Genomic DNA, 25491 nt, shown 5'->3' with positions numbered 1-25491 from the left:
CATTACGGGGAAAGAGCATGGCAAACACAGTATTCGCCGATGCGGTCACGGCTGAGCGTAGCTTGCGGGACAATGGATTCAAGCCTCACGACCACACCGGTCTGGACGAGACGCTCATCGATGGCGATCTTAAGCTTGCGGCGCAGATCGCTGCGTTTCTCTGCAATAAGTCTCAATTCGAAGCGCAGCTTAGAATAGTTTCGGAAGCGATGTGGAAGCGTTACGTAACACTCGATGTCAACGAGCGAAACAAGTTCACCCGTGTCATCGCCTTGGTCGCGGAACCATACGGATTCCGAGTGTCCACTCGGCTCGCGCCGGATCATGCGCGCGGTGCCGCAATGCAGCTCAAGCTGATCGCTGGTGACCCGGAGCTTGGCTACATGTTGCGCAACAAGCTGTTCTGGAAGGATTCGATGCACAATCGGCATGGCGAATATACGCATGCCTTGCAATGGCTGAGCATCGCCAGCAAGTTCGGCCGTCCGGCAGCGAGGCTCTATGCGCAACTAGGAAATTACCGCGCCAACGCGGCCGAGCGCAAGACCGTGTTCCTCTGGCAATGGCTGGCGGACTGCTTCCCTTCGGACATGCATGCGGATGCTGCAGGTACCGTGTTGAAGAATGGCGAGACACTGGAATCCCAGAGCTATCGCTCGCCACAAGTGATCACGGATTACTTGGTGCGCGGGCTGAAAGGACCGCTCAAGAATCACTTTGTCTCCAGCTTCCTGTGCATGCGCTACGACAAGCGCGGCTGGATTTCGGCAGCGACGAAAGATAAGGAAGGCAACAAGCTCCCGATGAGGAAGCTGCAAGGCGATTCGAAGGGCAGCGCGGAAGCCAAGAAAGCCGACGGGCAGTGGTCCAATAGCACGCGCCCCGGTGAAACCGGTAAAGCCCGTTGGGTGCGCGACGTAGCGCACGATGCCGCCGCGGTGGTGGCGAGTTCACACAAAACCTATGCGAAATCGTTCCATGGCTTGGACGGAAACCTGTACGAAGGAGGCTGACGTCAAACCATCCTGTGGTTCGGTCGATCAATGTTTTTGGAGGATTTATGGGCTATGTGGCCGTGAGCATCAAGGACTCGATGGTCTATTATTCGCATTATTCGAAAGCCGGGCAGGTCAGCCAGTATGGGCACGTTTCCACCAACCACGATCTGAACACATTGGTCGTGAGCAACGCGATTGTATTCCAGGTTTTCGCAACCAATTCCATTCAGCTTAGCGCCGACAATTTCGTGCGCTTCAAGAATGGCGGAAAGCGGCTCCCCAGTGGCGCTGCGGTTCCCAAGGGCGTAGGCAAGAAAGCGAAGCCGCGGAGCAGGTTGGACAGAAGAAACGACTTGGTCCGCGAGGGCGATGTCGGGCCTTACAGTACAGGTGTCGGATCGCTGAAGCACAACGTGGCAAGCGCGACATTGGAGCGGGACCATATCAGTTCCGACGGCGCGCTTAAGTATCGTGCGAACGTGCTAAATACGGGGCCGCTTTCCGGAATGGGATACAGCGACGGCCAGATAAAGGCGCGAGGCATTGCCATCGCCATCGAGCACGACATCCATACCATGGGCTACAGCTACGGTTCGAAGCAAAAAAGAACCGATACGCCCAATGGCACTACCCGAATGCATTACGTGGCGCAGTTTCCGGAGCGTGGGCTTTATCTGGAAATCGAGGAGGAACTGGCCGCTTACTACGGAGCTGGTTCGCTTTCCTTTGAGTTGGTGGGGAGCTATCGCTATCTGTATCGCCTGAACGTGAAGAATGGTCACGTCACGGCTACCGATGAACTGGATGCGCTGATCGAGGCCTATCTGGCGGTTGCAGCATAGGCGCGTCTGCCATGCGTCTGCGCGACGCGGTGGCGATAAGTCGATTGAAAATTGGATTGTTTAACGAAGCGCTGTCCGGTCGCGTCCAGGCATTCGACGGCCGGTCTGTCGCCGATTTCACTGCATGGGCATGCCGGTCGAAGCGAACGGATGAAATCGAGGAGAAGGGTTGTGCCAAAAATCTACTTTTGGAATGCGGAACATCTCTCAACGAATGCGGAACTGCTTTCCCAGGAAAGGGAGGCGGAAGCCGAGCGCGCTCAACTCGACACGATGCGGCAGCTTGAAAACCACGCGGCGAAAGGGGCCGTCGTAACCCCGCCAATTACGCGCTCGATGCGTCGGGTCGCAGGTAGGGAGGTAGTGAAGGCCGGGTCCTATCATCCCTACGCGCGGACCATCTACAGCGAAGACCGCAGGGTGCAGCGCCAAGTTGAGACCGAGTTGAGCCAGCTTCTTAAAGTCAACAGACTCGAATACAAGGCCGGCGTCAGCCTGCGCAAAGTCCAGACGCAACGCTGGCTCGAAAGCCAGCCGTCTCCGGTGTTCTATTGCGAGGTTCAGCAGGGCTTTCCAGGCAACACCTCTTCGTTACGCAACGCAGTCGCTCCTGGGGCCAAGATATTGTGCTATTGGACCAACATTCTCGGCGCGCTCGCCGAACCGCTGGCCTTTCCGGCGGTCGGTGCCGGCGTGCCTGGGCCGCCGGGCGGCCCGCATCTCGCCGGCGGCAATAGGCGCATTCCCAGGTGGGTGATCCACGGCGGCATCAACCTGTTCTTCTGGCATGCGCCGTCTGGCAGCAACGGCCAGGTCGTCGCTGCCATGTGGAACTTCATCAAAGCCAATCACGTCGGCAACAGCATCCTGTTCGGTGATCTCAACGCCGAACCCGGCCAGCTATTGGCTCAGGGGGTACCGGCCGGCGAAATCTGCGCGCCCGTCGGTCCGACGAGAATCAGCGGGCGCAAGCTCGACTACGCTTTGTCGAACTTCCAGCCGGTGCTGGTCTTTCGTGCCTTCGATCAGGCTGCGCCGCATGCCGAGATCAAGCGTCGTTTTGGTTCCGATCACGCAGCGATGTGCCTGCGCTGGTAGGAGCGTCCGGTACGGCGCATGAGCCCGGCAAGCGAAATCATGCAGGGTCTGTGGCGAATCCGGCACGAAGCGGCGGGCGGATCCGGCGCGTGCCGCTTGATCCATCCAACCGGCAGGCGACGGAATGCGAGTCGCGTCACTTTTATGCGTGATACTTGCGTGGCCCTCACTCTTCCGCCAGCCATGCTCGACGTCGTGCCCAGGCCGCTCCCGATCGCTGTCCAAGACTTGGCGCATCACGCCCCATGCCGCGGTTCGGGCATCGCACCGCGTTGGACCGTGCAAAAGGCCTCCCCGCCATGCCGCTGAACCCCGCCACCTGGCAGCGCCTGCAGGCGCTGTTCCATCAAGCCTGCGCCCTGCCCGAGCCGCAGCGCGCGGCCTTCGCGCAGGCGCAGGCCGGCGACGAGCCAGAGCTGCTGCACGAGCTGCTCGGCCTGCTCGCGGCCGACGTGCGCGCTACCGAGCTGCCGCGTCCGGGCCTGCTCGGCACGCTGCTCGGCGGCGATGGCAACGCCGCCGAGTTGCCGCCCGGGACCCGCTTCGGCCCGTGGGCGATCGACCGGCTGATCGGCCGCGGCGGCATGGGCCAGGTCTATCTGGGGCATCGCGCCGATGGCGCTTACGAACGCGAGGTGGCGATCAAGCTGATCGCCGCGACCGCCCTGGATGCGCAGCAGCGGGCGGTGTTCGAGTTCGAGTGCCGCCTGCTGGCGCAGATGCAGCATCCGGCGATCGCGCAGATCCACGATGCCGGCACCGATGCGCAGGGGCGGCCGTATCTGGTGATGGAGTACATCCGCGGCGAACCGCTGACCCGCTGGTGCGCGCAGCGCGGCTTGTCGCTGCGCGCGCGGATCGAGCTGCTGGTGCGGGTCGGCGAGGGCGTGCAGCACGCGCACCAGAAGGGCGTGATCCATCGCGATCTCAAGCCGAACAACGTGCTGGTCGGCGAGGTCGACGGGCGCCCGGCGCCGAGCATCATCGACTTCGGCATCGCGGTGGAAACCGCGCAGCCTTCGCGCAATCCGGCCGGCGCCAGCGGCACGCCCGGTTACATGAGCCCGGAGCAGGCGCAGGGCGACGACGGTGGGGTGGACGCGCGCAGCGACGTGTATTCGCTGGGCGCGCTGCTGTACGAACTGATCTGCGGGGTGCGCCCGGAGTTGTTCGAGGCCGGGGTGCCGGAAGCGCCCTCGCGCTGGATCCAGGCGCAGCCGCAGCCGCTGCAGCGTGAGCTGGCGCTGCAGCGTGGCCGGTCGCCGGCGCAACTGTTGCGTGGGCTGCACGACGGCCTGGACGCGATCGTGCTGCAGGCGATGGCGCCGGACCGCGCAGCGCGCTATGCCTCGGTGTCGTCGCTGCTGGACGATCTGCGCCGCTGGCTCGGCGACTATCCGCCGCGGGCGCTGCGCCGCTCGCGGCAGCGCGAGGTGCGCAAGTTCGTGCAACGCAACCGTGGTGCGGTGCTGGCTTCGCTGCTGGTGCTGGTCGCGTTGTGCGGCGGCCTGGCCAGTACGTTGTGGTCGCTGCGCAACGCGCAGCGTGAAGCGCAGCGGGCGCAGGTGACCGCGGACTTCCTTGGCTCGCTGCTGTCCAGCGTGGATCCGGCGGTGGCCCAGGACAAGGACAAGACCCTGCTGTTGCAGGTGATGGACCAGGCCTCGCAGCGCGCCACGCGCGAACTGGCAAGCCAGCCGCAGGCGTTGGTGGAGGTGGAACTGACCATCGGCACCAGCCTGGTCGGGCTGGGCGAGTACAAGCGCGCGGTGACCCAGCTTGAGGCGGCGCGGCGCCATGCACAGGCGCACTTGGGCGCCTACAGCGCCGACGAGCTGCAGATCATGCGCCTGCTCGGCGAGGCGCTGGTGAACGTGGGCGAGCCGAAGCGCGCGGAAGCCATCTTGCGCGAGGGCGTTGCGCAGGTGCGCCTGCGCCACGGCGCCGACGCGCCGCTGGGTTACGACATGCAGTCGCGGCTGAGTTGGGCGCTGCGCGTGCAGGGCGAAGCGAAGGCGGCGTTGCGCGAGAGCAGGCAGGCGTACACGGGCATCCTGCGGGTACTGCCGGCCGACGACCAGAGCGTGCTGAGCGCGGGCGATCGCTATGCCGCCACGCTGGCCGACGGGGGCGACTACGACCAGGCAATCGCCCTGATCCGGGACCTGATCGCGCGCCGCGCCGCGCGCCTGGGCGCGGAGCATCCCCTGACCCTGTCGATGCGCAACAGCCTGGCGGTCTATCTGCTGATGAAGCGCGACTATCCGGCGGCGGAGCGGGAGTTGAAGGCATTGCAGCCGGTCATGATCCGTCTGTACGGGGTGAACGGCTCCGATACCCAGATGATCTACAACAACCTGGCCGGGGCGCTGCGCCAGCAGGGCAAGGTCGCCGAATCCGGACCCTACTACCGCAAGGCGCTGGACAATGCGCGCGCAAGATACCCCGAGGACCATCCCACCACCATCATGGCGCGCACCAACCATGCGTTCTGGCTGCTCGACGACGGCCAGGCGCAGGCTGCCGCAGCTGAGCAGCGGGCGGTGTTGGCCGATGCTGAGCGTGTCCTCGGCGGCAAGCACGAGGTGACCGCGGAAATCCTGCGCGGCCTGGCCGAGGCGGAGATCGCACTGGGCCAGCGCACACAGGCGCGCGCGCATGCCGAACGCACACGCGAGATCCTGGTCGGCCTGTACGGCGATGCGCCCGGGCCGCTGGCGCAGGTGCGCGAAACGCTGGCCAAGCTGGACGCGCCGGATGCGCCACGCTCGGCGTTGGTGGCTGAGACGAAATGACGGGTCGCGCGCCGCCGCGCGCGCCAAGCTGGATGCCTGGCCACTGCGCTCTCGGCTCCGCATGCAACCTGCCGCCCGCCTCACCGATCTGCACGTCTGCCCGATGGTCACCGGGGTGGTGCCGCATGTGGGCGGACCGATCCTGGCGCCTGGCGCGCCGACGGTCCTGATCGGCGGGCTGCCGGCGGCGCGGATCGGCGACATGGCGGTGTGCGTGGGGCCGCCGGACAGCATCGTGTCCGGCGCGCCGACCGTGCTGATCGCGGGCATGCCCGCGGCGCGGCTGGGCGACAGCACCGCGCACGGCGGCGCGATCGTGCTGGGGTGTTTCACCGTGTTGATCGGATAAGGGGAGCGGGGCGATGCAGCAGGCGGGGGCCGCGCTGGCGCGGCATGGGGAGGCGGAAGCGGCCGCGGCCGGCATGGGGATGCCGGCCGCAGCGACGCTGGCGCAGACGATCGCCGTGCACCGGGCCGGGGACCTGGACGCGGCCGAGCGCGGTTATCGCGGCCTGCTTGCGCAGCACGCCGCGCATGCCGACGCGCTGCACTTCCTCGGCGTGCTGTGCCATCAGCGCGGGCGCAGCGACGAAGCGCAGCAACTGATCGAGCGCGCGCTGGCGCTGATTCCCGCCTACCCGGACGCGCACAACAACCTGGGCAACGTGCACAAGGAATGCGCGCGCCTGGCCGAGGCCGAGGCCTGCTACCGGCGCGCGCTGGCCTGCGCGCCGTCGCACCACAATGCGCTGAGCAATCTGGCGGTGGTGCTGGAAGCGCAGGCGCGGCTGGACGAGGCGTTCCTGGCCTATGCGCAACTGCTGCAGCAGGTACCCACGTACGCCCATGGCCACTATCTGCTCGGCCTGTTCCTGCGCAACCACGCGCAGCAGCACGAACACCTGGAGCAATCGGCCGAGTGCTTCCGCACCGCGTGGCAGCTGGATCCGGCCAACCTGCGCGCGCTGGAGGCGCTGGGCACCGCCTGGTATCTGCTCGGCCGCCACGACGAAGCGGTGGCGGTCTATCGCGACTGGCTGGCGCGCGATCCGCACAACGCGGTCGCGCGGCACATGCTGGCCGCCTGCGGCGGCAGCGACGCGCCGCCGCGCGCCGACGATGCCTACGTGCGCGAAGTGTTCGACGGCTTCGCCGAGAGTTTCGACGAGCAACTGCTGAACAACCTCGAGTATCGCGCGCCGCAGCTGCTGGCCACGGAGCTGGCGCAGGTGCTGCATGCGCCGAGCGCGGCGCTGGACGTGCTCGACGCCGGTTGCGGCACCGGCCTGTGCGCGCCGCTGCTGCGGCCGCATGCGCGGCAGCTGACCGGGGTGGACCTGTCCGGCGGCATGATCGACAAGGCGCGCCAGCGCGGCGGTTACGACGCGTTGGTGGTCGGCGAACTGACCGCGTATCTGCAGGCGCAGCCGCAGGCGTGGGACGTGGTGGTCTCGGCCGATACGCTGGTGTACTTCGGCGATTTGCGCGAGGTCTGCGCCGCCGCGCACGCGGCATTGCGCCGCGACGGCTGGCTGGCCTTCACCGTGGAGGCGCTGGACGATGCGGCCGATCGGGTACAGCTCGGTTCGAGCGGGCGCTACCGGCACAGCCGCGCGCACGTGCAGGCCGCGCTGGCGCAGGCCGGCTTCGCCCGCGTGCAACTGCGTGCCGACCAGCTGCGCAAGGAAGGCGGTGCGCCGGTGCAGGGCTGGGTGGTGCTGGCACGCCGCTAGCGGCCCGTGCTTCGACGCCGGTGTGCGGCGAGGACGCGTGCCGGCCGCCGCAGCGCTGAGACGAAATGTCGGCTTTCGCGCCGGGCACCGTGTGAGTATCGCCCTGCCGGCAGCGCACGCGGGCGGCGTTCGGGCCGGTGCCGGCGTTGCGCGCCGCACCGCGAACGCCGCTCGCGATCGCCGGCCCAGGTCCGCATTGCGCGGCGCTCGACTTCCCGGACACCACGATGCCCACGCCGATGATGACGCTGCACTCCGACCTTGGCGATGCGCTGCTGTTCTGGCGCATGCAGGCGACGGAAGCGTTGGGCGAATTGTTCGAGTACCGCCTGACCGTGCTCAGCACGCAGCCGCGGCCGGACCTGCGCGCGCTGCTCGGCACTTCGATGGCGGTGCAGCTGAAGGCGGGCGAAGGCCATGTGCGCTGGTACCACGGCATCGTCGCGCATGTCGCGCAGACCGGCTTCCACGTCGTCGACCGGCTCAGCTACGCGGTGCTGGAGGTGACCCTGGTGCCCAAGCCGTGGCTGCTGACCCAGCGCCGCGACTGCCGCATCTTCACCGCGCAGAGCGTGCCGGAGATCGTGCGCACGGTGCTCGACGGCATCGGCTACGGCGACGTGACCCTGAGCCTGAGCGGCACCTATCCCAAGCGCGACTATTGCGTGCAGTACCGCGAGGACGATTTCAACTTCATCAGCCGCCTGCTCGAGCAGGAAGGCATCTATTACTTCTTCACCCACAGCCAGACCACGCATACGCTGGTGCTGGCCGACGCGCTCGGCGCGCATGCCAGCAGCAGCGGCTTCGAGACCCTGCCGTACGTGCCGCCGGGCCAGCATGCCAACGGCATGGGCGCCACCGTCAGCGAATGGCAGCTGGCGCGCAGTGTGCATACCAGCGCGCAGCAGCTCACCGACTACGATCCGTTGCGCCCGCGCGTGTCGCTGGCGGTAGACGAGGATATCGGCCACGGCGGCGATCTGCATCCGGTCAGCGGATTGACCGCCTTCGACTACCCCGGCGCGCATGTGCAGGTCGCCGATGGCAAGCGCTACGCGCAGGTGCGTGCGGAAGCGCACAACGTGCAGCGCTCGCGCTACCGGGGCGACAGCGACGCGGTCGGGTTGCGGGTGGGCGCGCTGTTCTCGCTGAAGGCGTTCCCGCGCCCGGAATGGAACCAGGAATACCTGGTGATCGGCGCGCAGACTTCGTTGGAAGCGCCGGGCTATGCCTCCGGCGCGGGCAGCGGCGCGGCGCCGTTCGCGTGCCGCTTCGAGGCGATCGAGAGCAAGCTGCCGTTCCGCACCGCGGCGCGCGCGCGGCAGCCGCTGATCGCCGGCCTGCAGACCGCGGTGGTCACCGGTAGCGACACCGACGAGGACATCGTGGTCGACCAGTACGGTCGCATCCAGGTCACCTTTCACTGGAACACCTCGGCGCGCGACGGCAGCAAGCCGTCGTGCCCGGTGCGGGTGGCCTCGTCGTGGGCCGGCAAGGGCTGGGGCGCGATGAGCCTGCCGCGGGTGGGGCAGGAAGTGGTGGTCAGCTTCCTGGAAGGCGATCCGGACCGCCCGCTGGTGATCGGCAGCGTCTACAACGCCGATCACATGCCGCCGTTCGCGCTGCCGGACAACAAGACCCAGAGCGGGGTGCGCAGCCGCAGTGCCGGCGGCGGCGCGGCGGACTTCAACGAGATCCGCTTCGAGGACAAGCTCGGCAGCGAGGAGCTGTTCGTGCATGCGCAGAAGGACTTGCGCGAGGAAGTGGAGCACGACCACTTCGCCACCGTCGACAACGACCAGACCAGCACCGTCAAGCACGACCGCAAGCACAAGGTCGACAACGACGAGACGCTGGACGTCGGCAACAATGCCACGCACGCGATCGGCCAGAAATTCAAGCTCAGTGCGGGCAGCGAGATCGAACTGGTCACCGGCGCGTCCAGCATCGTGATGAAGAGCAGCGGCGAGATCGAGATCAAGGGCGTGACCATCACCGTCACCGGCAACAACGCGGTGAACGTGGAGGGCAAGGTGCAGGTGGCGATCAAGGGCGGGGCGAGCGTGGACATGGGCGCCGGCGCCAGCGTCAAGGTGCACTCGGACGCGATGCTGGCGTTGGAGGGCGGGGCGATGGGCACGCTGAAGGCGCCGATGCTCAGCCTCAAGGCCGACGCGCTACACCAGATCGGCGGCGCGCTGATCATGATCGGTTGAGGGCGCGGCGATGAATGCGATCGAGAAGGCCTGCGTGGAGATGGAGCTGTCGGCGCCGGCGCGCGCGCAGCTGGACACCTCGCAACCGGCGCAGGCCGCGGTGCGCGCGCTGCTCGACAGCGGCCAGCCGCAGGACGCGCTGAAGCTGCTGGCGCGGCTGCTGCCCAAGCGCTACGTGGTGGCCTGGCTGTGCCAGTGCGCGCGCGGCGAAGCCTTGTCGCCGGAAGACCGCGCCGGCGCCGCACTGGCCGAGAAATGGGTGCGCGAGCCGAACGAGGCCAACCGCCGCGCCGCGTTCGCGTTCGCCCAGGCCGGCGGCTACGCCTCGCTGGGCGCGTGGCTGGCGGCGGCGGTGGCCTGGTCCGGCGGCAGCCTGGCGCCGCCGAGCCAGGACACGCCGGTGCCGCCGGCCGAGCACCTGACCGCGCGCGCGGCGGTGGCGGCGATCAACCTGCTCGCCGCGCTGCAGCCGGCGCAGTTCGAGGCGCGGCGCCATGGCTATGCGCTGCACGCGCTGGAGTTGCTGGCCGGCGGAGCGGCGGCATGAGCGCGGTCGCGGCGCGATGCCACGCGCGCGCGGCAACGCCTAGCCCATCCGCAACAGCGTGTCCGCGGCCGCGCCGCGACACCCGATCCGAAGGAAGCGCCACGTGTCCCTACCGTCCAAACTGACCCTCACCGTCGCCGGCCAGGCCGCCGCCCAGTTCGGCGCGCGCGCGCAGATGGCGTTCGCGCAGCGCGGCGGCAGCATCGGCCGCGCCGACGACAGCGACTGGGTACTGGCCGCGCCCGGTGTGTCGCGCACGCATGCGGTGGTGCGCTATCTCAACGGCATGTATTTCATCGAGGACCGCAGCACCAACGGCATGCTGCTCAACGGCGCCGCGCTGCAACGCGGCGACCCGGCCGCGCTCGGCGACGGCGACCACCTGCAGCTGGACAGCTTCGAGATCCAGGTGCAGCTGCAGGCCGAAGCGCCCGCCGCACCGCCGCCGCCCGCCATGGCGGTGCCGGACGACGCGTCGGACCTGACCCAGGTGGTGCCGGCGGCGCTGCCGCCGCACGCGGCCAGCAGTGCGCCCAGTGCAGGTGTTGGCGCGTTCGATTTCGATTTCGGCCTGCCCGGATTCGGCGCCGCCGCCGCACCTGTGGGCGGCGCCTACGACGATGCGCTGCTCGGCGATCTCGGCGTGCCGGGCACGGCCGGCGAACTGGACCCGCTGCGCCTGCTCGATCCGCTGCCGGCGCCGCCCGTGCCGCCGCAGCCGACACAGAGCTGGAACCACAGCGATGCCGGCCACGACCATTTCCGCGTGCCCGCGCCGCCGGCAGCGGCCGCCGCGCGCGGCTTCGAACTGCCGGAAAACTGGGACCTGACCACCGGCGATTTCGCGCCAGCGGCGCCGCCGGTGGCGAGCGCCGCGGCCACGCCTGCGGCACCGCCGCCGTTCGCGGCGCAGGCCGCGCCCTCCGCGCCCTCGGCGCCGTCCGCGCAGATGCCGGAGGACGTGGCGCGGATCTTCGAGATCGTGGTCGATGGGGTGATGGAGGTGCTGCGCGCGCGCGCCGAGATCAAGAACACCTTCCGCCTGCCGGTGACGGTGATCCAGCGTTCGGAGAACAACCCGCTGAAGTTCGCCGCTACGCCCGAGGATGCGCTGCAGAAGCTGCTGGCGCCGCCGAGCCCGGCGTTCCTGTCCGGCGTGGCCGCGTTCGACGATGCGTTCGACGACATCCGCTGCCACCAGATGGCGATGCTGGCCGGCATGCGCGCCGCATTCGAATCGATGCTGTTCCACTTCAGCCCCGACCGGCTGGAGCAGGAGGTGGACGCCAGCGGCAAACGCCTGGCGTTCGCCGGCAAGGGCCGCTACTGGGAGCGCTATCGCGACAACTTCCAGGCCCTGGCCAAGGACCCGGACGAATGCTTCCGGCGCCTGTTCGGCGACGAGTTCGCCCGCGCCTACGAGGCGCAGCTGGCGCGGCTCAAGTCGGCAAGGCGCGCCGGCAAACCGCACCTGTAGGAGCGGCTTCAGCCGCGACAGGCAGTGTCCGCAGCACGTGTCGCGGCTGAAGCCGCTCCTACAAAAAGCTGCGTGGTCGCAGAGACAGGAACGCACGCGCGGCGCATGCCGCCGGCACCATGGTGCGGGTAGCCTGTAGGGCGTCGTCGATCGCGTCGGCGAAGCGACGCATGCCGGCGCACAACACCAGGAAATCGAAGACGCTGACCCGCAATGCACGTGCCGCGATCGGCATCGTTGCGCAGGCCATCTTCTCGCCGCAGTGCAGCGCCGCGGCGTTCTCAACTGCCTGAGACGAATTGTCGGGTAGCGCGCATCCGCGCTGGCCACACTGCATCCCGCCAGCCTGGACTGCGCGCGCCGCGCGCCGCGTCCGGGCCGTCGGCAAGGGGATCGCACATTGGGGTCGGCTGCTGCGTGCAACGCCGCGGCCGCATCGCCATCGACAGCAGCGGACACGGCGGATCATGCACAACAACAAGGTCGTCTGGAGCGAGGGGCTGTTTCTGCGCCCCCAGCATCTGCAGCAGCAGGAGCGCTACCTGGAGCGCTACGTGGAGCTGCGCGCCGGCGGCCTGCATGCGTATGCCTGGGGCTTCTCCGAACTGGAACTGGAAACCGACCTGCTGGCGATCGGCAAGCTCGGCATCCGCCGCGCGCGTGGCGTGTTTCCCGACGGCACCCCGTTCGCGATGCCGGGCGACGATCCGCTGCCGCCGGCGCTGGACGTGGAGCCGAACTGGCGCGACCAGACCGTGTACCTGACCCTGCCGTTGCGCGCCGCCGCGCAGGCCGACGTGGGCCGCGCCGAAGCGCCGCCGGACCAGTTGTTCCGCTACCGGGTGCGCGAGACCGAGGTCGACGACGCCTCCGGCAGCATGCAGGGCGCGGTGCTGATGGAAGTGGGCGGGATGAGCACGCGCCTGTTGCCGCAGTCGCAGCCGCTGGACGGGCTGACCCGGATGCCGCTGGCGCGCATCGTCGAATCGCGCGCCGATCGCCAGGTGACGCTGGACGAGGCCTTCGTGCCGACCGCGCTGGCCTGCCAGGCGGCGCCGCGGCTGGCCACTTTCCTGGTCGAGTTGCTCGGCCTGCTGCACCAGCGCGGCGAAGCGCTGGCCGCGCGGGTGTCGGTCGGCGACCGCGGCGGTGCGGCGGAGATCGCCGATTTCCTGTTGCTGCAGGTGGTCAACCGTTGGCAGCCGCTCATCGCGCACTGGGCGTCGGCGCCGCTGCTGCATCCGCAGGAGTTGTATGCCGCGCTGGTCGCGCTGGCCGGCGAACTGAGCACCTTCACCACCGCGGGCAAGCGCCCGCCGGCGTGGCCGGCGTATCGCCACGACGCGCTGCAGCCGAGTTTCGAGCCGGTGATCGCCAGCCTGCGCTGCAGCCTCAGCGCGGTGCTCGAACAGACCGCGCTGCCGATCCCGGTGCAGGCGCGCAAGTTCGGGGTGTGGGTGGCGATGGTGCCGGACGCGGCCTTGTTCGACAGCGCCGCGTTCGTGCTTGCGGCCAAGGCCGACGTGCCCGCCGAAGAGCTGCGCCGGCAATTGCCGCTGCAGGCCAAGATCGGCCCGGTGGAGAAGATCCGCGATCTGGTCAATCTGCAGCTGCCCGGCATCGCGGCGATGCCGATGCCGGTGGCGCCGCGGCAGATCCCGTACCACGCCGGCTACCTGTATTTCGAATTCGACAAGCAGTCGCCGCTGTGGCGCACGTTGAAGGGCTCCGGCGGCATCGCGTTCCATTTCGGCAGCGAGTTCGCCGGGCTGGACCTGCAGCTGTGGGCGATCCGGAGCTGAGCGCATGAATTCACGACCGCCCGTCGATCCGTTGAGCGATGCCACCATCATGCGCCCGCAGCGCGGCGCCGCAACGCCCGCCGCCGCCGCCGCACCGGTCATGGCCTCCGCGCCTGCGCCGGGCGATGCCGACATCAGCGAATTCCTCGGCCGCAGCGTCAACCCGCTGGTGCAGGCGGCCAGCCCGCTGTTGTTGCTGGCGGTGCAACTGCGGCACAGCGTGGCGCTGCCCGACGTGGCGCGGCTGCGCGAGCAGGTGACCGCGCAGGTGCGGCGCTTCGAGCAGCGTGCGCGCGACGGCGGCGCGGCCCCCGAAGCGGTCACCGCCGCCCGCTACGTGCTGTGCGCGATGCTCGACGAGGCGGTGCTCAATGCACCGTGGGGCGAGCACAGCGGCTGGTCGCAGAAGACCTTGCTGGTGGTGTTCCATGGCGAGTCCTACGGCGGCGCGAAGTTCTTCCAGATCCTCGAACGCCTGTGCGCGGACGTGCCGCGCCACGTCGATCTGATCGAGCTGATGTATCTGTGCCTGGCGCTGGGCTTCTGCGGCCGTTACCAGATCGAGGCCGGCGGCCGCGCCAAGCTGGCCGAGATCCAGGACGACCTGTACCGGCGCATCCGCGCCCAGCGCGGCGCCGCGGCGGACACGCTGGCGCCACATTGGCAGGGCGTGGACGACCGCCGCCGGCGCCTGGCGCGCTACCTGCCGCTGTGGGTGGCCGCGTTGGGCATGGCCTGCATCGTGTTGCTGGCGTTCGCGTGGTTCAACGCGCGGCTCAATGCGCTGTCGGCGCCGATCAGCGCCGCCGCCGCGCAGATCGGCCTGCAGCGCGGCACGCCGCCGGACGCGCTGCGGCCGCCGCCGCCGCGGGTCACGCTCAAGCAGTTGCTGGCGCCGCAGGAGCGCGCCGGCCTGCTCGTCGTCGAAGAACAGGCCAACGGCCAGGCGCGGGTGCGGCTCAACGCCAACGCGATGTTCGCCTCCGGCGGGGTCGAGGTCGATCCGGACCAACTGCCGCTGCTGGGCAAGATCGCCGCGGCACTGGAGCAGCTGCCGGGACGGGTGATCGTGGTCGGGCATACCGACGACCAGCCGCTGCGTTCGCTGCGCTTCAAGGACAACTACGCGCTGTCGGCCGCACGTGCCGACGCGGTGGCGCAATTGCTGGGGCAACGCCTGTCGGTGCCGGGGCGGATCGAATCGTCCGGCGCCGGCGATTCGCAGCCAGTGGCCGTGCCGCCGGACCTGGCGGCCAACCGGACGCGCAACCGCCGCGTCGAAATCCTGTTCCAACCGGGGGAGTGAGCGTCGTGGGCAAGCTGCTGGGAATGCTGCGATCCGGTTGGGTCGTGACCATGGTCGGGCTGCTGCTGGCGGCGCTGCTGATCTGGCTGATCGGCCCGTACATCGGCATCGCCGGACACCAGCCGCTGGCCGGCGCGGTGCCGCGGCTGCTGCTGATCCTGCTGCTGGTCGGCGCGTGGGCCGGCTGGCTGCAGTGGCAGCAGCTGCGCGCGCGCCGGCAGAGCCGCCAACTGGCCACCGAGATGGCCACCCCGTCGGCGCTGGACGCGCTCGGCGACGACCGCCAGGCGCGCGGCGCCGACGAACGCGACCAATTGCAGGCGCGCTTCCACGAGGCGGTGCAGATCCTGCGCAAGCGCCGCGGCGGCGGCGATCTGTACACGCTGCCGTGGTACGTGGTGATCGGCCCGCCGGGCTCGGGCAAGAGCACCTTGCTGCAGCATTCCGGGCTGCACTTCCCGCTCGCCGCGCGTTTCGGCCAGCAGGCGCTGCGCGGCATCGGCGGCACCCGCAACTGCGACTGGTGGTTCACCGACGAAGCGGTGTTCCTGGATACCGCCGGCCGCTACACCACACAGGATTCCGATCGCCAGGTCGATGCCGGCGCGTGGATCGATTTCCTGCGCCTGCTGCGCCGTTACCGCCGCCGCCGCCCGCTCAATGGCGTGCTGGTGACGATGAGCATGTCCGACCTGCTGCTGCTCGACGACGCCGAGCGCGACCTGCACGTGCAGGCGATCCGGCGCCGCCTGGACGAACTCAGCGAGCAGCTGAAGATGAGCGTGCCGGTGTACCTGGTATTCACCAAGTGCGACCTGATCGGCGGCTTCGGCGAGTTCTTCGACGATCTCAATCCGGAGCAGCGCGCGCAGGTGTGGGGCGTGTCGTTCCCGCTCCCGCGCAGCCTCGACGGCAGCGCCGCGCGCGGCTTCGCCGACGAATACGCGCTGCTGCAGGAGCGGCTCAACGCGCGCCTGTTCGAACGCATGCACGTGGAGCGCGACCGTTCCCGGCGCGCGGCGATCCTGTCGTTCCCGCAACAGTTCGCCGCGCTCGGCGAAGCGGCGCGGCAGTTCGTCGAAGGCGTGTTCGCCGGCACCGCCTACGGCACGCCGCCGCTGCTGCGCGGCGTGTACCTGACCTCGGGCACCCAGGAAGGCACGCCGATCGACCGCATGATGGGCGCGGTGGCGCGCACCTTTGGCCTGGCCGAAGCCAGCGTGCAGGCGCCGGGCGCGCAGCGCCGCACCTTCTTCGTCGAACGCCTGCTCAGCCAGGTGCTGCTGCGCGAATCGGGCCTGGCCGGGCGCGCGCCGGCGCTGGAGCGGCGCCGTGCCTGGCTGCAGGTCGCCGGCTACGCCGGCATCGCGCTGCTCGGCGTGCTGCTGCTGGGCGGACTCAGCGGCAGCTACCTGGGCAACCGCGCCTACCTGCAGCAGGTGCGCGCGGCGCTGGATGCGCGCCCGCACAGTCCGGACCCGGACAGCGCGGCGACCACGCCGCAGTACTTCGCGCTGGCGCTGCAGCAACTGGAAGGCACCCGCGCGCTGGCGCAGGTCGCGCAGCAATATCGCGACGGCGCGCCGTGGTCGATGCGGATGGGCCTGTACCAGGGCGATGCGGTCGGCGAAGAACTGCACGACGCCTACCTGCGCCAGCTCAACGGCACGCTGGTGCCCGGCGTGGCGCTGCGCCTGCGCCAGGGCATGGCCGAGAACGCGGGCGCGCCGCAGGCGCTGTACTACTACCTCAAGGGCTACCTGATGCTGGGCCAGCCGCAGCATCTGGACGCGCCGCAGCTGACCGCGCTGAGCGCGATCGAATGGCGCAAGCTGTTCCCCGCCGACACGGTGCTGCAGCAGGCCCTGGCCGGACATTTCCAGGCGCTGCTCGACGAACCCGGGCGGCTGCGCGCGCTGTCGCTGGATCCGGCGCTGCTGGAGCAGGCGCGCAACACGCTGCGTTCGGCCGACCTGGCCACGCTGGTGTACGGCAACCTCAAGCTGTCGCAACCGCAGGCCGGCGCCGAGCCGCTGCAGCTGGACAAGGCGCTGGGCCTGCTCGGCAACGTGTTCCAGCGCAACAGCGGCACCGCGTTGTCCGAACCGCTGCCGGCGCTGTACACGCAACCGGTGTTCGCCGCGCTGGCCGGGCAGGGCATCGGCGAGGCGGTCGAACAGTTCGTGCGCGACGACTGGGTGTTCGGCCCGCGCCGCATCGACGCGCTGGGCAAGGCGCGGCTGGCGCAGCAGGTGCGCGTGCTCTACGAACAGGACTACATCCGCTACTGGGACGGCCTGCTGGCCGACCTGCAGCTGCAGCCGGCCGCCGACCTGCAGCAGGCCAGCGCGATCGCGGCCAAGCTGGCCGGGCCGAGTTCGCCGCTGCGGCTGCTGCTCGGCGTGGTCCGCGACAACACCCAGCAGTTGCTGCGTGCGCCGCCGCCCAAGCCCGGGCAGGACGCGGCGAGCAAGGCGGCCGGCAAGGCCGGCGCCAAACTGGCGGCCAAGCTGCCCGGCGGCAACGCGGCCATGGCCGCAGCGCTGGCCGCCAGCGGCGACGCCGGCGATGCCGGTGCCGCGCCGCCTGGCGAGGCCATCGCCAGCCATTTCGCCGCGCTCAACGCGCTCGCCAGCGGTGCGCCCGGCGCTACGCCGCTGGACCACCTGCTCGGCGTGCTAGACCAGCTCAGCAAGACCTTGCTGACGATGACCGATCCGGCCACCGCCACGCCGCAGCCCAATGCGCAATTGCTGCTGGCGCGACAGGAAGCGGCGCAACTGCCGCCGCCGCTGTCGGGCTGGTTGCAGGCGTTGACCGGCAGTAGCGCCGCGCTGATGACCCGCGGCGCGCAGACCGCGCTGGACGCGCAGGTGCAGCAAGCGGTGGGCGTGGTCTGCGGCGAATACGTCAAGGGCCGCTATCCGTTCGATCCGGCCAGCGCGCAGGAGATCCCGCTGCAGAATTTCGGCGAACTGTTCGGCGTCGGCGGCCGCTTCGACGCGCTGTACCGCGACGCACTGCAGAAGCTGCTCGACACCAGCGGCCGCGACTGGCGCTGGAAGAACGGCCCGGATGCGCTGGCCGGCGCGCCGGGCTTGCCGGCGCAACTGCAGCTGGCCGAGCGCATCAAGCAGAAATACTTCCGCGGTGCGGCGCAGCCGGAAGTCGGCTTCACCGTGCTGGCGCCGATCCTGGATGCCGGCGTGGCGCGGCTGACCGTGGACATCGAAGGCCAGCGCTTCGACTACACCGCCGGCGGCGTGGACAGCATGCCGATGAAATGGCCCGGGCCCACGCCGGGCCACGTCAGCATCGCCGCCTTCGGCGCCGACGGCGCCGCGCTGGGGCGGCTCGACTACCAGGGCGACTGGGCGCTGTTCCGCGCGCTGCAGGCCGGCGACCTGCAGAACCCCTCGGACCTGCGCTTCGTCGCCCATTTCGACGTCGGGGGTCATGCGGTGCAACTGCCGCTGCGCGCCGGCAACCTGCGCCATCCCTTCCTCGACGCCGACGTGCGTCGTTTCGCGTGTGGGGGTTGAGGATGCAGCCGATGGCATTGCCCGGATTCTTCGGCAAGCTGCCGAGCGCTGGCGACTTCGTGCAGCGGCGGCTGCCGCCGGCGTTCGTCGAACCCTGGGACCGGCACTTCTCGCAGCTGATCGCCGGCGCGCGCGAGCAGCTCGGCACGCAGTGGGCGCCGGCCTATCGCGGCAGCGGCCTGCATGCGTTCGTGCTCGGCAGCGGCCTGTGTGGCGGGATGGCCTGGGCCGGCGTGCTGGGGCCCGGCGAGGACCGCGTCGGCCGCTGTTTCCCGCTGGCGATCGCGCTGCCGCTGACGCAGGGCGCCGCGCCGGAGCGCAGCTGGTATGCGCGTGCGGCCACGCTGCTCGGCCAGGCGCTGGCCGATCGCGCGCTGGGCGTGGAGGCGTTCGACGCGCAGCTGCAGGCGCTGGCGCCGGATCCGGACGCCACCGCCATTCCCAATGCGCCGCGCGCGCTGGTCGGGCAGGCATTGTGGTGGAGCGGCGACGGCGTGGTGCAGCACAGCGTCGGCCTGTTGTCCGCTCACGACTATCTTGGCTGGCTGACATCGGCCGCGCTCGCGCTGCCGGAGGCCACGCGCTGATGACCGCACACCACTATCGCTCGGCCGGGCATACCGAAGTCGGCAAGGTGCGCCGCCACAACGAGGACGCGTTGCTGCTGCGCGACGATGCCGGGCTGTGGGTGGTCGCCGACGGGCTTGGCGGGCATGCCGCCGGCGACTACGCCAGCGGCTTGATCGTCGAGCGCCTGGCGACGCTGCCGCGCGCCGCCGACGTGTGCGATTTCATCGAGGCGATCGAGGACGCGCTGGCGCAGATCAACAGCGAACTGCTGCACTGCGCCGCACAGCGCCAGGTCGACATGATCGCCTCCACCGTGGTGGTGCTGGTGCACGACCCGGATTTCATGCTGTACGGCTGGGTCGGCGACAGCCGCGGCTACGGCCGCCTCGACGGGCCGTTGCACCAGCTCACCCGCGACCACGTGCACGGGGTCAAGGACGACGCCACCCAGTTCGCGCACGCCGGCGCCAGCGCCGAACCGGCCGCCAACGCCGGCGTGCTGACCCGTGCGGTCGGCGCGCAGGAACCGCTGTTCGTGGACTGGGTGCTGGCGCCGAGCGCGTCCGGCGCGCAGTTCCTGCTGTGCAGCGACGGCATCAACAAGGAAATCCCCGACCCGGAGCTGGATGCCGAGTGCCGCCTGCATGGCGAGCCGCAGGCGCTGCTGACGCGGTTGTTCGAATTGGCGATGAGCCGGGCGGCGCGCGACAACGTCACCGCCGTCGTCGTCCGCCTGCAGGAGTGAAGGACGTGCATGAAGATACCGCTACCGTCGTCGAGCTGGTCGCCGCGATGCGCACCGGCGAGCTGGACCTGAAGGCCGTGCTCGACGCATTGGCCAAACGCAGCGCCGTGCCCGAGGCCGACTACCGGGCCGGGGTGGAAACGCTGTGGCAGCTGCGCCAGCAGCATCTGCTCGACGACGTCACCGTGACCACGCTGGTGACCCGCCTCGACGCCTTGCGCGCGGATGGCGGCACCGCGCCCGTGGCCGCACCGATCGACGACGACGCCACCGTGGTGATGCCGCGCCGTGCGCCGCCGCCGCCGGCCGCGGTCGACGACGAAGCCACCCGCGTGCAGCCGGCAATGCCGCTGCCGCAGGCCGGCGCCGACCGCACCGGCGCGACCGGCACCGGCACCGGCGGCGCGACCGGCACCGCGGGCACCGCCAGCCTGGCCAGCTGGCAGCGCCTGGCCGATGCCGCCGGCGGCGATTACGCCACGGTCGGCACGCTGCTGAAGAGCCGCTTCTACCTGGAGCGCGAACTCGGCCGCGGCGGCATGGGCGTGGTCTACCTGGCGCGCGACGAACGCAAGGTCGAGGCGCGCGACCGCGACCCGTGGCTGGCGGTGAAGGTGCTCAGCGACGAGTTCCGCCGCCATCCCGATTCGTTGATCGCGCTGCAGCGCGAGGCGCGGCGCTCGCAGAAGCTGGCCCACGACAACATCGTGCGCGTCTACGACTTCGACAAGGACCGCACCCTGGTCTTCATGACCATGGAGTACATCGACGGCTGCGACCTGAAGACGCTGATCCGCGAGAAGGCCTACAACGGCATGCCGCTGGCGCGCGCGCGGCCGCTGATCGAGGGCATGGTGCGGGCCCTGGCGCGGGCGCACGCCGCCGGCGTGGTGCATTCGGATTTCAAGCCGGGCAACGTGATGGTTACTCGCGACGGCGTGGCCAAGGTGTTCGATTTCGGCATCGCCCGCGCCGGCAAGCACGCCGCCGACGTGGCCGGCGAGCAGACCGTGTTCGACGCGGCCACGCTCGGCGCGCTGACCCCGGCCTACGCCAGCCTGGAAATGATCCGCGGCCAGGAACCCACGCCGGCCGACGACATCTACGCGCTCGGTTGCGTGTGCTTCGAGCTGCTCACCGGCAAGCATCCGTTCGACAAGCTCAGCGCCGAAGTGGCGTTGCGCGACAAGCGCGTGCCACCGCCGGTGCCGGGCCTGACCAAGCGCCAGTACCAGACCCTGTGCGCAGCGGTGGCGTTTCCCGCCGCGCACCGCCTGAGCAAGGTCGAGGCGCTGCTGGAAGGCCTGCGCGAGGTGCCGCTGCGCGAGCGCGCGCTGCCGCTGCTGGGCTACGGCACCGCGGCGCTGGTGCTGGTCGGCGCCGGCGGCTGGGGCGCGTCGCGCTATCTGCATCAGCGTCATGTGGAGCAGGTCACCGCGCGCTTCGGCGCCGCCGATCCGCAGCGTTACGTCGACGAGACCCAGGCGCTGCAGGCGCTGGCCAGTCTCGACGACGACGACCGCCGGCGCCTGCTGGTGGACCGCGGCGACCTGATCCAGGATTTCCTGTTGCGCCGCCTGGATGCGCTGTGGAATCCGGCCAGCGGGCGCTACGACTACCGCGGCGCGCTGCAGGCGTTCGCGCTGCGCGACCGGCTGCGGCTGTATTCGCCGGCGCTGGACGCCCGCCGCGAGAGCATGGAGCGCGAGAAGAACGAACGCCTCAACGCGCTGGATACCGCGCTCAACGCGCAGATCGCCGCCGGCGCCATCTTCCGCGACCGCGCCGACAACGCATTGGCCACACTGGACCAGGTGCGGCGCATCGATCCGAACAGCGCGCTGCTGCGCCACCCGGAACTGGAGCTGCGCCTGGACGCGGCGATCCAGCAGGCGGCCGACACGCAGCAGTGGGCGCAGGCGCGCACCCGCCTGCAGCAGGCGCGCGCGGCGCTGCCCGATTCGCTGCGGCTGCAGTTGCGCGGCGCGCAGCTGGAACTGGCGCAGCACCATGCCAGCCAGCCGCCGGTAGCGGCGCTGCACGATCCGGCGCAGGCGCGCAAGGCGCTGGCGGCGCTGCTGGCCGAGCCTTCCGCCGACCCGGACTGGCAGGACAACGTCGAGGCGGCGCTGGCGGTCCTGCCAGCGGCCGAACGCGATGCGCAGGACGCGGCGCTGGCGGCGGCGATCGCCGCGGCGGTCGCGCCGCAGAGCGATCCGCTGCAGCTGCCGGGCGCGCAAGCGCTGGTCGATTTCGGCCTGACCCAGGCGCCGCAGGCGCCGCAGCTGCTGGCCCAGCGCGAGCGCCTGCAGACCCTGCAGCAACAGTTGCAGACCATGCTGGCGCGCGAGAGCGCCGAGGCCGAAGTGACCTCGCGGATCGAATCGATGCGCCGCGCCGCGGCCGCCAACGATCTGGACAAGGCGCGCCAGGCGCTGGCGCGCATCGGCGCACTGCAACCGCAACATCCGTTCCTGCAGAAGGAAGCGCCGCAGCTGCTGGCCGGGGTCTATCTCGGCAACGCCGCCGGCGCGTTCCGCCAGGGCCGCTATCGGCAGGCCGCCGACGTGCTCGGCCAGGGCGTCGCCGCGCTCGGCGACCGCGCCGACCTGCGCGCCGCGCAGGCCCGCTACGACGTCGTCGCCGCGGTGATGGACGGCAGCGCGCAGGCCTTGCCCGCTGCCGCGCGACAGCAACTCGGCCAGCGCCTGGAGGCGCTGTACCGCAGCGACGCGCAGGCGATGGCGCAGCTGGAAGCCGACCTGAAGGCGCGCGGGCAGCTGCCCGAAGGCACGCTCGGCGCGCGCCTGCAGCGCCAGGCCGGCAGCGATGCGCCCAGTTCCGATGCATTGGCGCCGACAGCGGCCGCGGCCGCAGCGGCCGAGCCGGCCGCCAAGGACGCCACGCGCAAACCCGCGAGCGGCAAGCCCGCCGCCAAGCCGGCGACCGCGCCTGCGGCCAGCGCGCGTGCGCCTGCTGCAGGCGCGGCGAGCGACGAGGAACCGCTGCCGCCGGTGCCGACCGGCCCCGATCCTTGCGCCGCTGCCGCGCCCGGACGCGGCAAGGCCTGCTTCGATGCGCTCGGCGCGCAGCGCGGGCCGATGCTGGTGGTGGTGCCCGGCCTGGCCGGCGGCAAGCCCTACGCGCTGTCGCGCGCGGAAGTGGCGGTGGCCGATTTCAACCTGTTCTGCCAGGCCACCGGCAAGTGCACCGCGCAACCGGCCGGGGACGCGGAACTGGCGCGCGCGCCGGTGCGCAACATCAGCCTGACCCAGGCCCGCGCCTACCTGCGCTGGCTGACCATCGCCAGCGGCGGCTGGCGCTATCGCCTGCCCAGCGATGCCGAATGGCAGCACGCCGCGCAGGCCGGCAGCGACTGGCGGCAAGCCGAGGACAGCAATTGCGTGCCGCCCACCGCCAGCGCTGGCGACGCCAGCCGCGCACCGTTGCCGCCGCGCGGCCGCGAGCCCAATCCGTGGGGGCTGATCAATGTCACCGGCAACGTCTGGGAGTGGGTGTCCAGCGGCGCCGGGGTGCAGGCGCGCGGCGGCAGTTTCGCCAGCTATTGGGCCGATTGCACGGTGCAGGCGCGGCGCGCCGACAACGGCTCGGCGCAGCCGGACGTGGGCCTGCGCGTGCTGCGGGAGCTGCCATGAACGAGGCCCAGCACCTGGCCAACGCGCATCTGCACGCGCTCGCCGAGGCCTATCAGCACGGCCGCATCGGCCGCGACGAATACCGCGCGCGGCGGCGCAACGTGCTGGCCTCCGTGCGCGATATCGGCCAGGGCGTGACCCATCGCAATGCGCTGCGACCGACCGTGGCCGCCGCCGCGCCGGCCGCCACCCGCGCCGCGCACGAACCGCTGCGTGCGCTGTTCGCCGACGCGCCGGCGCGCCGCCGTCGGCGCTGGCTCATGCTGTTTATTTTCGTGACGTTTATCGCACTTTTACTGCTATTCTTCGCTGGCGCCTTGCCCGCATTCGCAGGGCAGGCGCAAGCGGCGGCCGATCCCGGCCCGCGCGCGCATCGGTCCGCCGCTGCCGCCGCGGTACCCGGGGCGCAGTGGGGCGAGGCCGGCGCACGACAGGGAATCGTTCCAGGGGAAATCGCATGCGTATGACGTGTCTGGCCGCGGCTGTGTCCGCGTGGCTCGCTGCCGTTCCGGCGTGGGCGCAGCTGCCGCCTGCCGCCGCCGACACCGGCACCGCGGCCAGCGGCGCCAGCGCCACGCTGCCGCCGCTGAAAGACCGCGAGGACAACGCGGTGACCTTGCAGGTGCGCGGCTTCCGCGTGCGCGATGTCGGTGAACACGCCAAGGCCGGCGTCACCCCGGCCAGCGTGCAGGCGCTGGCCGATGCGCAATTCCAGGCCTTGGCGCAGGGCCAGCCGGTGGTGGCGCTGCGCTTCGAGCAACTGCAGGCGGTGGCCGACGCCATCACCCGCGCCTACCGCCTGTCCGGCTTCATCGTCAGCACCGCCTACCTGCCGGCGCAGACCCCGGGGCCGGAACAGATCGTCGAGATCCGCGTGCTCGAAGGCCGTGTCGGCCAGGTCGAGGTCAAGGGCGCGTCGCGTTACCGCGCCAGCACCCTGGCCGCGCCGCTGCAGGCATTGCAGGGGCGCGCGCTGCGCAAGCAGGACGTGGACAGTGCGCTGCTGTACGTGCGCGACCTGCCGGGCGTGTCGGTGTCCTCGGTGCTGCAGCCGGGCCAGCACGAAGGCGAGACCGACGTGCTGCTGGTCGCCAGCGAGGCGCCGCGCCCGTATGCGATCAGCCTGGGCGGCAATAACTACGGCACCGAGCTGACCGGCCGCTACCGGGCCCAGCTCGGCCTGGCCTGGAACAGTCCGCTCGGGCTGGGCGATGTGCTGTCCGCCAGCTACGCCTATTCGCTGGATCCGCGGCAGAGCCGGATCGGCGCGCTGTCCTACGCGCTGCCGGTGCCGTCGGTGCCCGGGTTGGGCGCGGTGATCGGCGCCAGCCGCAGCGAGTTGGAAGTGCGCAACGGCGTGTTCGCCACGCTCGGCCTGCAGGGTCCGACCTCGGTGGTCTACCTCGGCAGCGACTGGAAGTTCGTCAATCGCGAGAACCTGCAATGGCAGGCCTCGGCGCGCTACCTGCGCGAACAGTCGCGGCTCAGCGCCGCCGGCATCCAGCTGTCCGACCAGAAATTCGACGTGGTCGAACTGAGCACCGCGCTGCGCCGCACCGACCTGCGCTGGCGCGGCATCGATCTGCTGCAGCTGAGCCTGCGCCAGTCGCTGAAGGACCGCTCGGCCACGCCGGACCTGGTCAGCCCGGAGCACGACAGCCACTTCAGCATCGCGCGGCTGAGCTATACGCGCATGCAGTACCTCAGCCGCACCCAGCGCCTGTACCTCAAGCTCAACGGCCAGTACAGCGACGACGCGCTGACTCCGATGGAGCAGTTCGCGGTCGGCGGGCCGGACAGCGTGCGCGCCTATCCGGTGTCCGACGCGCTCGGCGACCGCGGCTACTACGCCGCGCTGGAGTATCACGTCGATGCGCCCGGTTTCGCCGACGCCGCCTCGCCGTTCAACGGCCGGCCGTGGCGCGAGGTGCTGGAGCTGGACGTGTTCGCCGACCACGCGCAGGTCTATCCGGCCAGCGGCAACCGCGCGACCACCGCGGCGGTGACCACGTTCGATGGCGCCGGTGCCGGCGTCACCTTGCGCGTGCCGCAATGGAAGAGCTTCGAACTGCGGCTCAGCGCCGCAAAGCCGACCGGCGGGCGCGACGCGTCCGACGGACGCGACGTCCGTTTCTATTCGCGTTTCGGTTTCACCTTTTGA

18 protein-coding genes are annotated in these 25491 nt (G+C 70.3%); 17 read left to right on the top strand and 1 reads right to left on the bottom strand.

Annotated elements, in window-relative coordinates; translation table 11 throughout:
* Positions 1–17 precede the first annotated feature (17 nt).
* The 9 genes from HEP73_RS21525 to tagH all read left to right on the top strand — a co-directional run bounded on the left by HEP73_RS21525 (position 18) and on the right by tagH (position 11709).
* Positions 18–1013 carry a LirA/MavJ family T4SS effector gene (locus tag HEP73_RS21525; protein ID WP_185821496.1) on the top strand — a complete coding sequence of 332 codons (996 nt, stop codon included), beginning with the start codon at positions 18–20 and terminating at the stop codon, positions 1011–1013.
* A gap of 47 nt (positions 1014–1060) precedes the next feature.
* Positions 1061–1840, top strand: a complete 780-nt coding sequence (locus HEP73_RS21520) for a hypothetical protein (protein WP_185821495.1) — start codon at positions 1061–1063, stop codon at positions 1838–1840.
* Positions 1841–2011: 171 nt separating this feature from the next.
* On the top strand, positions 2012–2938 hold the full coding sequence (locus HEP73_RS21515) for an exonuclease/endonuclease/phosphatase family protein (RefSeq protein WP_185821494.1): 927 nt from the start codon (positions 2012–2014) through the stop codon (positions 2936–2938).
* A 299-nt stretch (positions 2939–3237) separates the two neighbouring features.
* Entirely contained in the window at positions 3238–5733 is a 2496-nt protein-coding gene (locus tag HEP73_RS21510; protein WP_185821493.1) for a serine/threonine-protein kinase, read from the top strand.
* A gap of 61 nt (positions 5734–5794) precedes the next feature.
* Entirely contained in the window at positions 5795–6082 is a 288-nt protein-coding gene (locus tag HEP73_RS21505; protein WP_185814486.1) for a PAAR domain-containing protein, read from the top strand.
* Positions 6083–6155: 73 nt separating this feature from the next.
* Entirely contained in the window at positions 6156–7466 is a 1311-nt protein-coding gene (locus HEP73_RS21500; RefSeq protein WP_185823542.1) for a tetratricopeptide repeat protein, read from the top strand.
* A gap of 227 nt (positions 7467–7693) precedes the next feature.
* A complete protein-coding gene (gene tssI, locus HEP73_RS21495; protein WP_255423596.1) occupies positions 7694–9685 on the top strand; it encodes a type VI secretion system tip protein TssI/VgrG in 1992 nt (663 codons plus the stop codon).
* Positions 9686–9695: 10 nt separating this feature from the next.
* On the top strand, positions 9696–10232 hold the full coding sequence (locus HEP73_RS21490; RefSeq protein ID WP_185821492.1) for a DUF6931 family protein: 537 nt from the start codon (positions 9696–9698) through the stop codon (positions 10230–10232).
* 175 nt (positions 10233–10407) lie between these two features.
* Positions 10408–11709: a type VI secretion system-associated FHA domain protein TagH gene (tagH, locus tag HEP73_RS21485; protein ID WP_345776859.1), complete on the top strand. Its 1302-nt coding sequence runs from the start codon at positions 10408–10410 to the stop codon at positions 11707–11709.
* Positions 11710–11767: 58 nt separating this feature from the next.
* Here the strand turns inward: tagH and HEP73_RS21480 are convergent, their stop codons facing one another.
* Positions 11768–12046 (bottom strand): hypothetical protein, encoded by a 279-nt coding sequence (locus HEP73_RS21480; RefSeq protein WP_185821490.1) that lies wholly within the window; start codon positions 12044–12046, stop codon positions 11768–11770.
* A 130-nt stretch (positions 12047–12176) separates the two neighbouring features.
* Between HEP73_RS21480 and tssK the strand changes: the two genes are divergently transcribed.
* Genes tssK through HEP73_RS21440 form a run of 8 tightly spaced genes read left to right on the top strand, consistent with a single transcriptional unit; the run spans position 12177 to position 25491 of the window.
* Positions 12177–13511, top strand: coding sequence for a type VI secretion system baseplate subunit TssK (gene tssK, locus HEP73_RS21475; protein WP_185821489.1), 1335 nt, complete (start codon positions 12177–12179; stop codon positions 13509–13511).
* Between the two features lie 49 nt (positions 13512–13560).
* Positions 13561–14817 carry a type IVB secretion system protein IcmH/DotU gene (icmH, locus tag HEP73_RS21470; RefSeq protein WP_458309700.1) on the top strand — a complete coding sequence of 419 codons (1257 nt, stop codon included), beginning with the start codon at positions 13561–13563 and terminating at the stop codon, positions 14815–14817.
* 23 nt (positions 14818–14840) lie between these two features.
* Positions 14841–18359 (top strand): type VI secretion system membrane subunit TssM, encoded by a 3519-nt coding sequence (tssM, locus tag HEP73_RS21465; protein WP_185821487.1) that lies wholly within the window; start codon positions 14841–14843, stop codon positions 18357–18359.
* An 11-nt stretch (positions 18360–18370) separates the two neighbouring features.
* A complete protein-coding gene (gene tagF, locus HEP73_RS21460; RefSeq protein ID WP_185821486.1) occupies positions 18371–18946 on the top strand; it encodes a type VI secretion system-associated protein TagF in 576 nt (191 codons plus the stop codon).
* Positions 18946–19674: a PP2C family protein-serine/threonine phosphatase gene (locus tag HEP73_RS21455; RefSeq protein ID WP_185821485.1), complete on the top strand. Its 729-nt coding sequence runs from the start codon at positions 18946–18948 to the stop codon at positions 19672–19674. The genes tagF and HEP73_RS21455 overlap by 1 nt, the downstream gene beginning before the upstream one ends.
* A 5-nt stretch (positions 19675–19679) precedes the next feature.
* A complete protein-coding gene (locus HEP73_RS21450; RefSeq protein WP_185821484.1) occupies positions 19680–23330 on the top strand; it encodes a bifunctional serine/threonine-protein kinase/formylglycine-generating enzyme family protein in 3651 nt (1216 codons plus the stop codon).
* Entirely contained in the window at positions 23327–23797 is a 471-nt protein-coding gene (locus HEP73_RS21445) for a hypothetical protein (RefSeq protein WP_185821483.1), read from the top strand. The genes HEP73_RS21450 and HEP73_RS21445 overlap by 4 nt, the downstream gene beginning before the upstream one ends.
* Positions 23794–25491, top strand: coding sequence for a ShlB/FhaC/HecB family hemolysin secretion/activation protein (locus tag HEP73_RS21440; RefSeq protein ID WP_185823540.1), 1698 nt, complete (start codon positions 23794–23796; stop codon positions 25489–25491). Before HEP73_RS21445 ends, HEP73_RS21440 begins: the two co-directional genes overlap by 4 nt.

This window comes from Xanthomonas sp. GW, assembly GCF_014236815.1.
Lineage (GTDB): Bacteria > Pseudomonadota > Gammaproteobacteria > Xanthomonadales > Xanthomonadaceae > Xanthomonas_A.
This window is presented reverse-complemented; position numbering and strand designations above follow the sequence as displayed.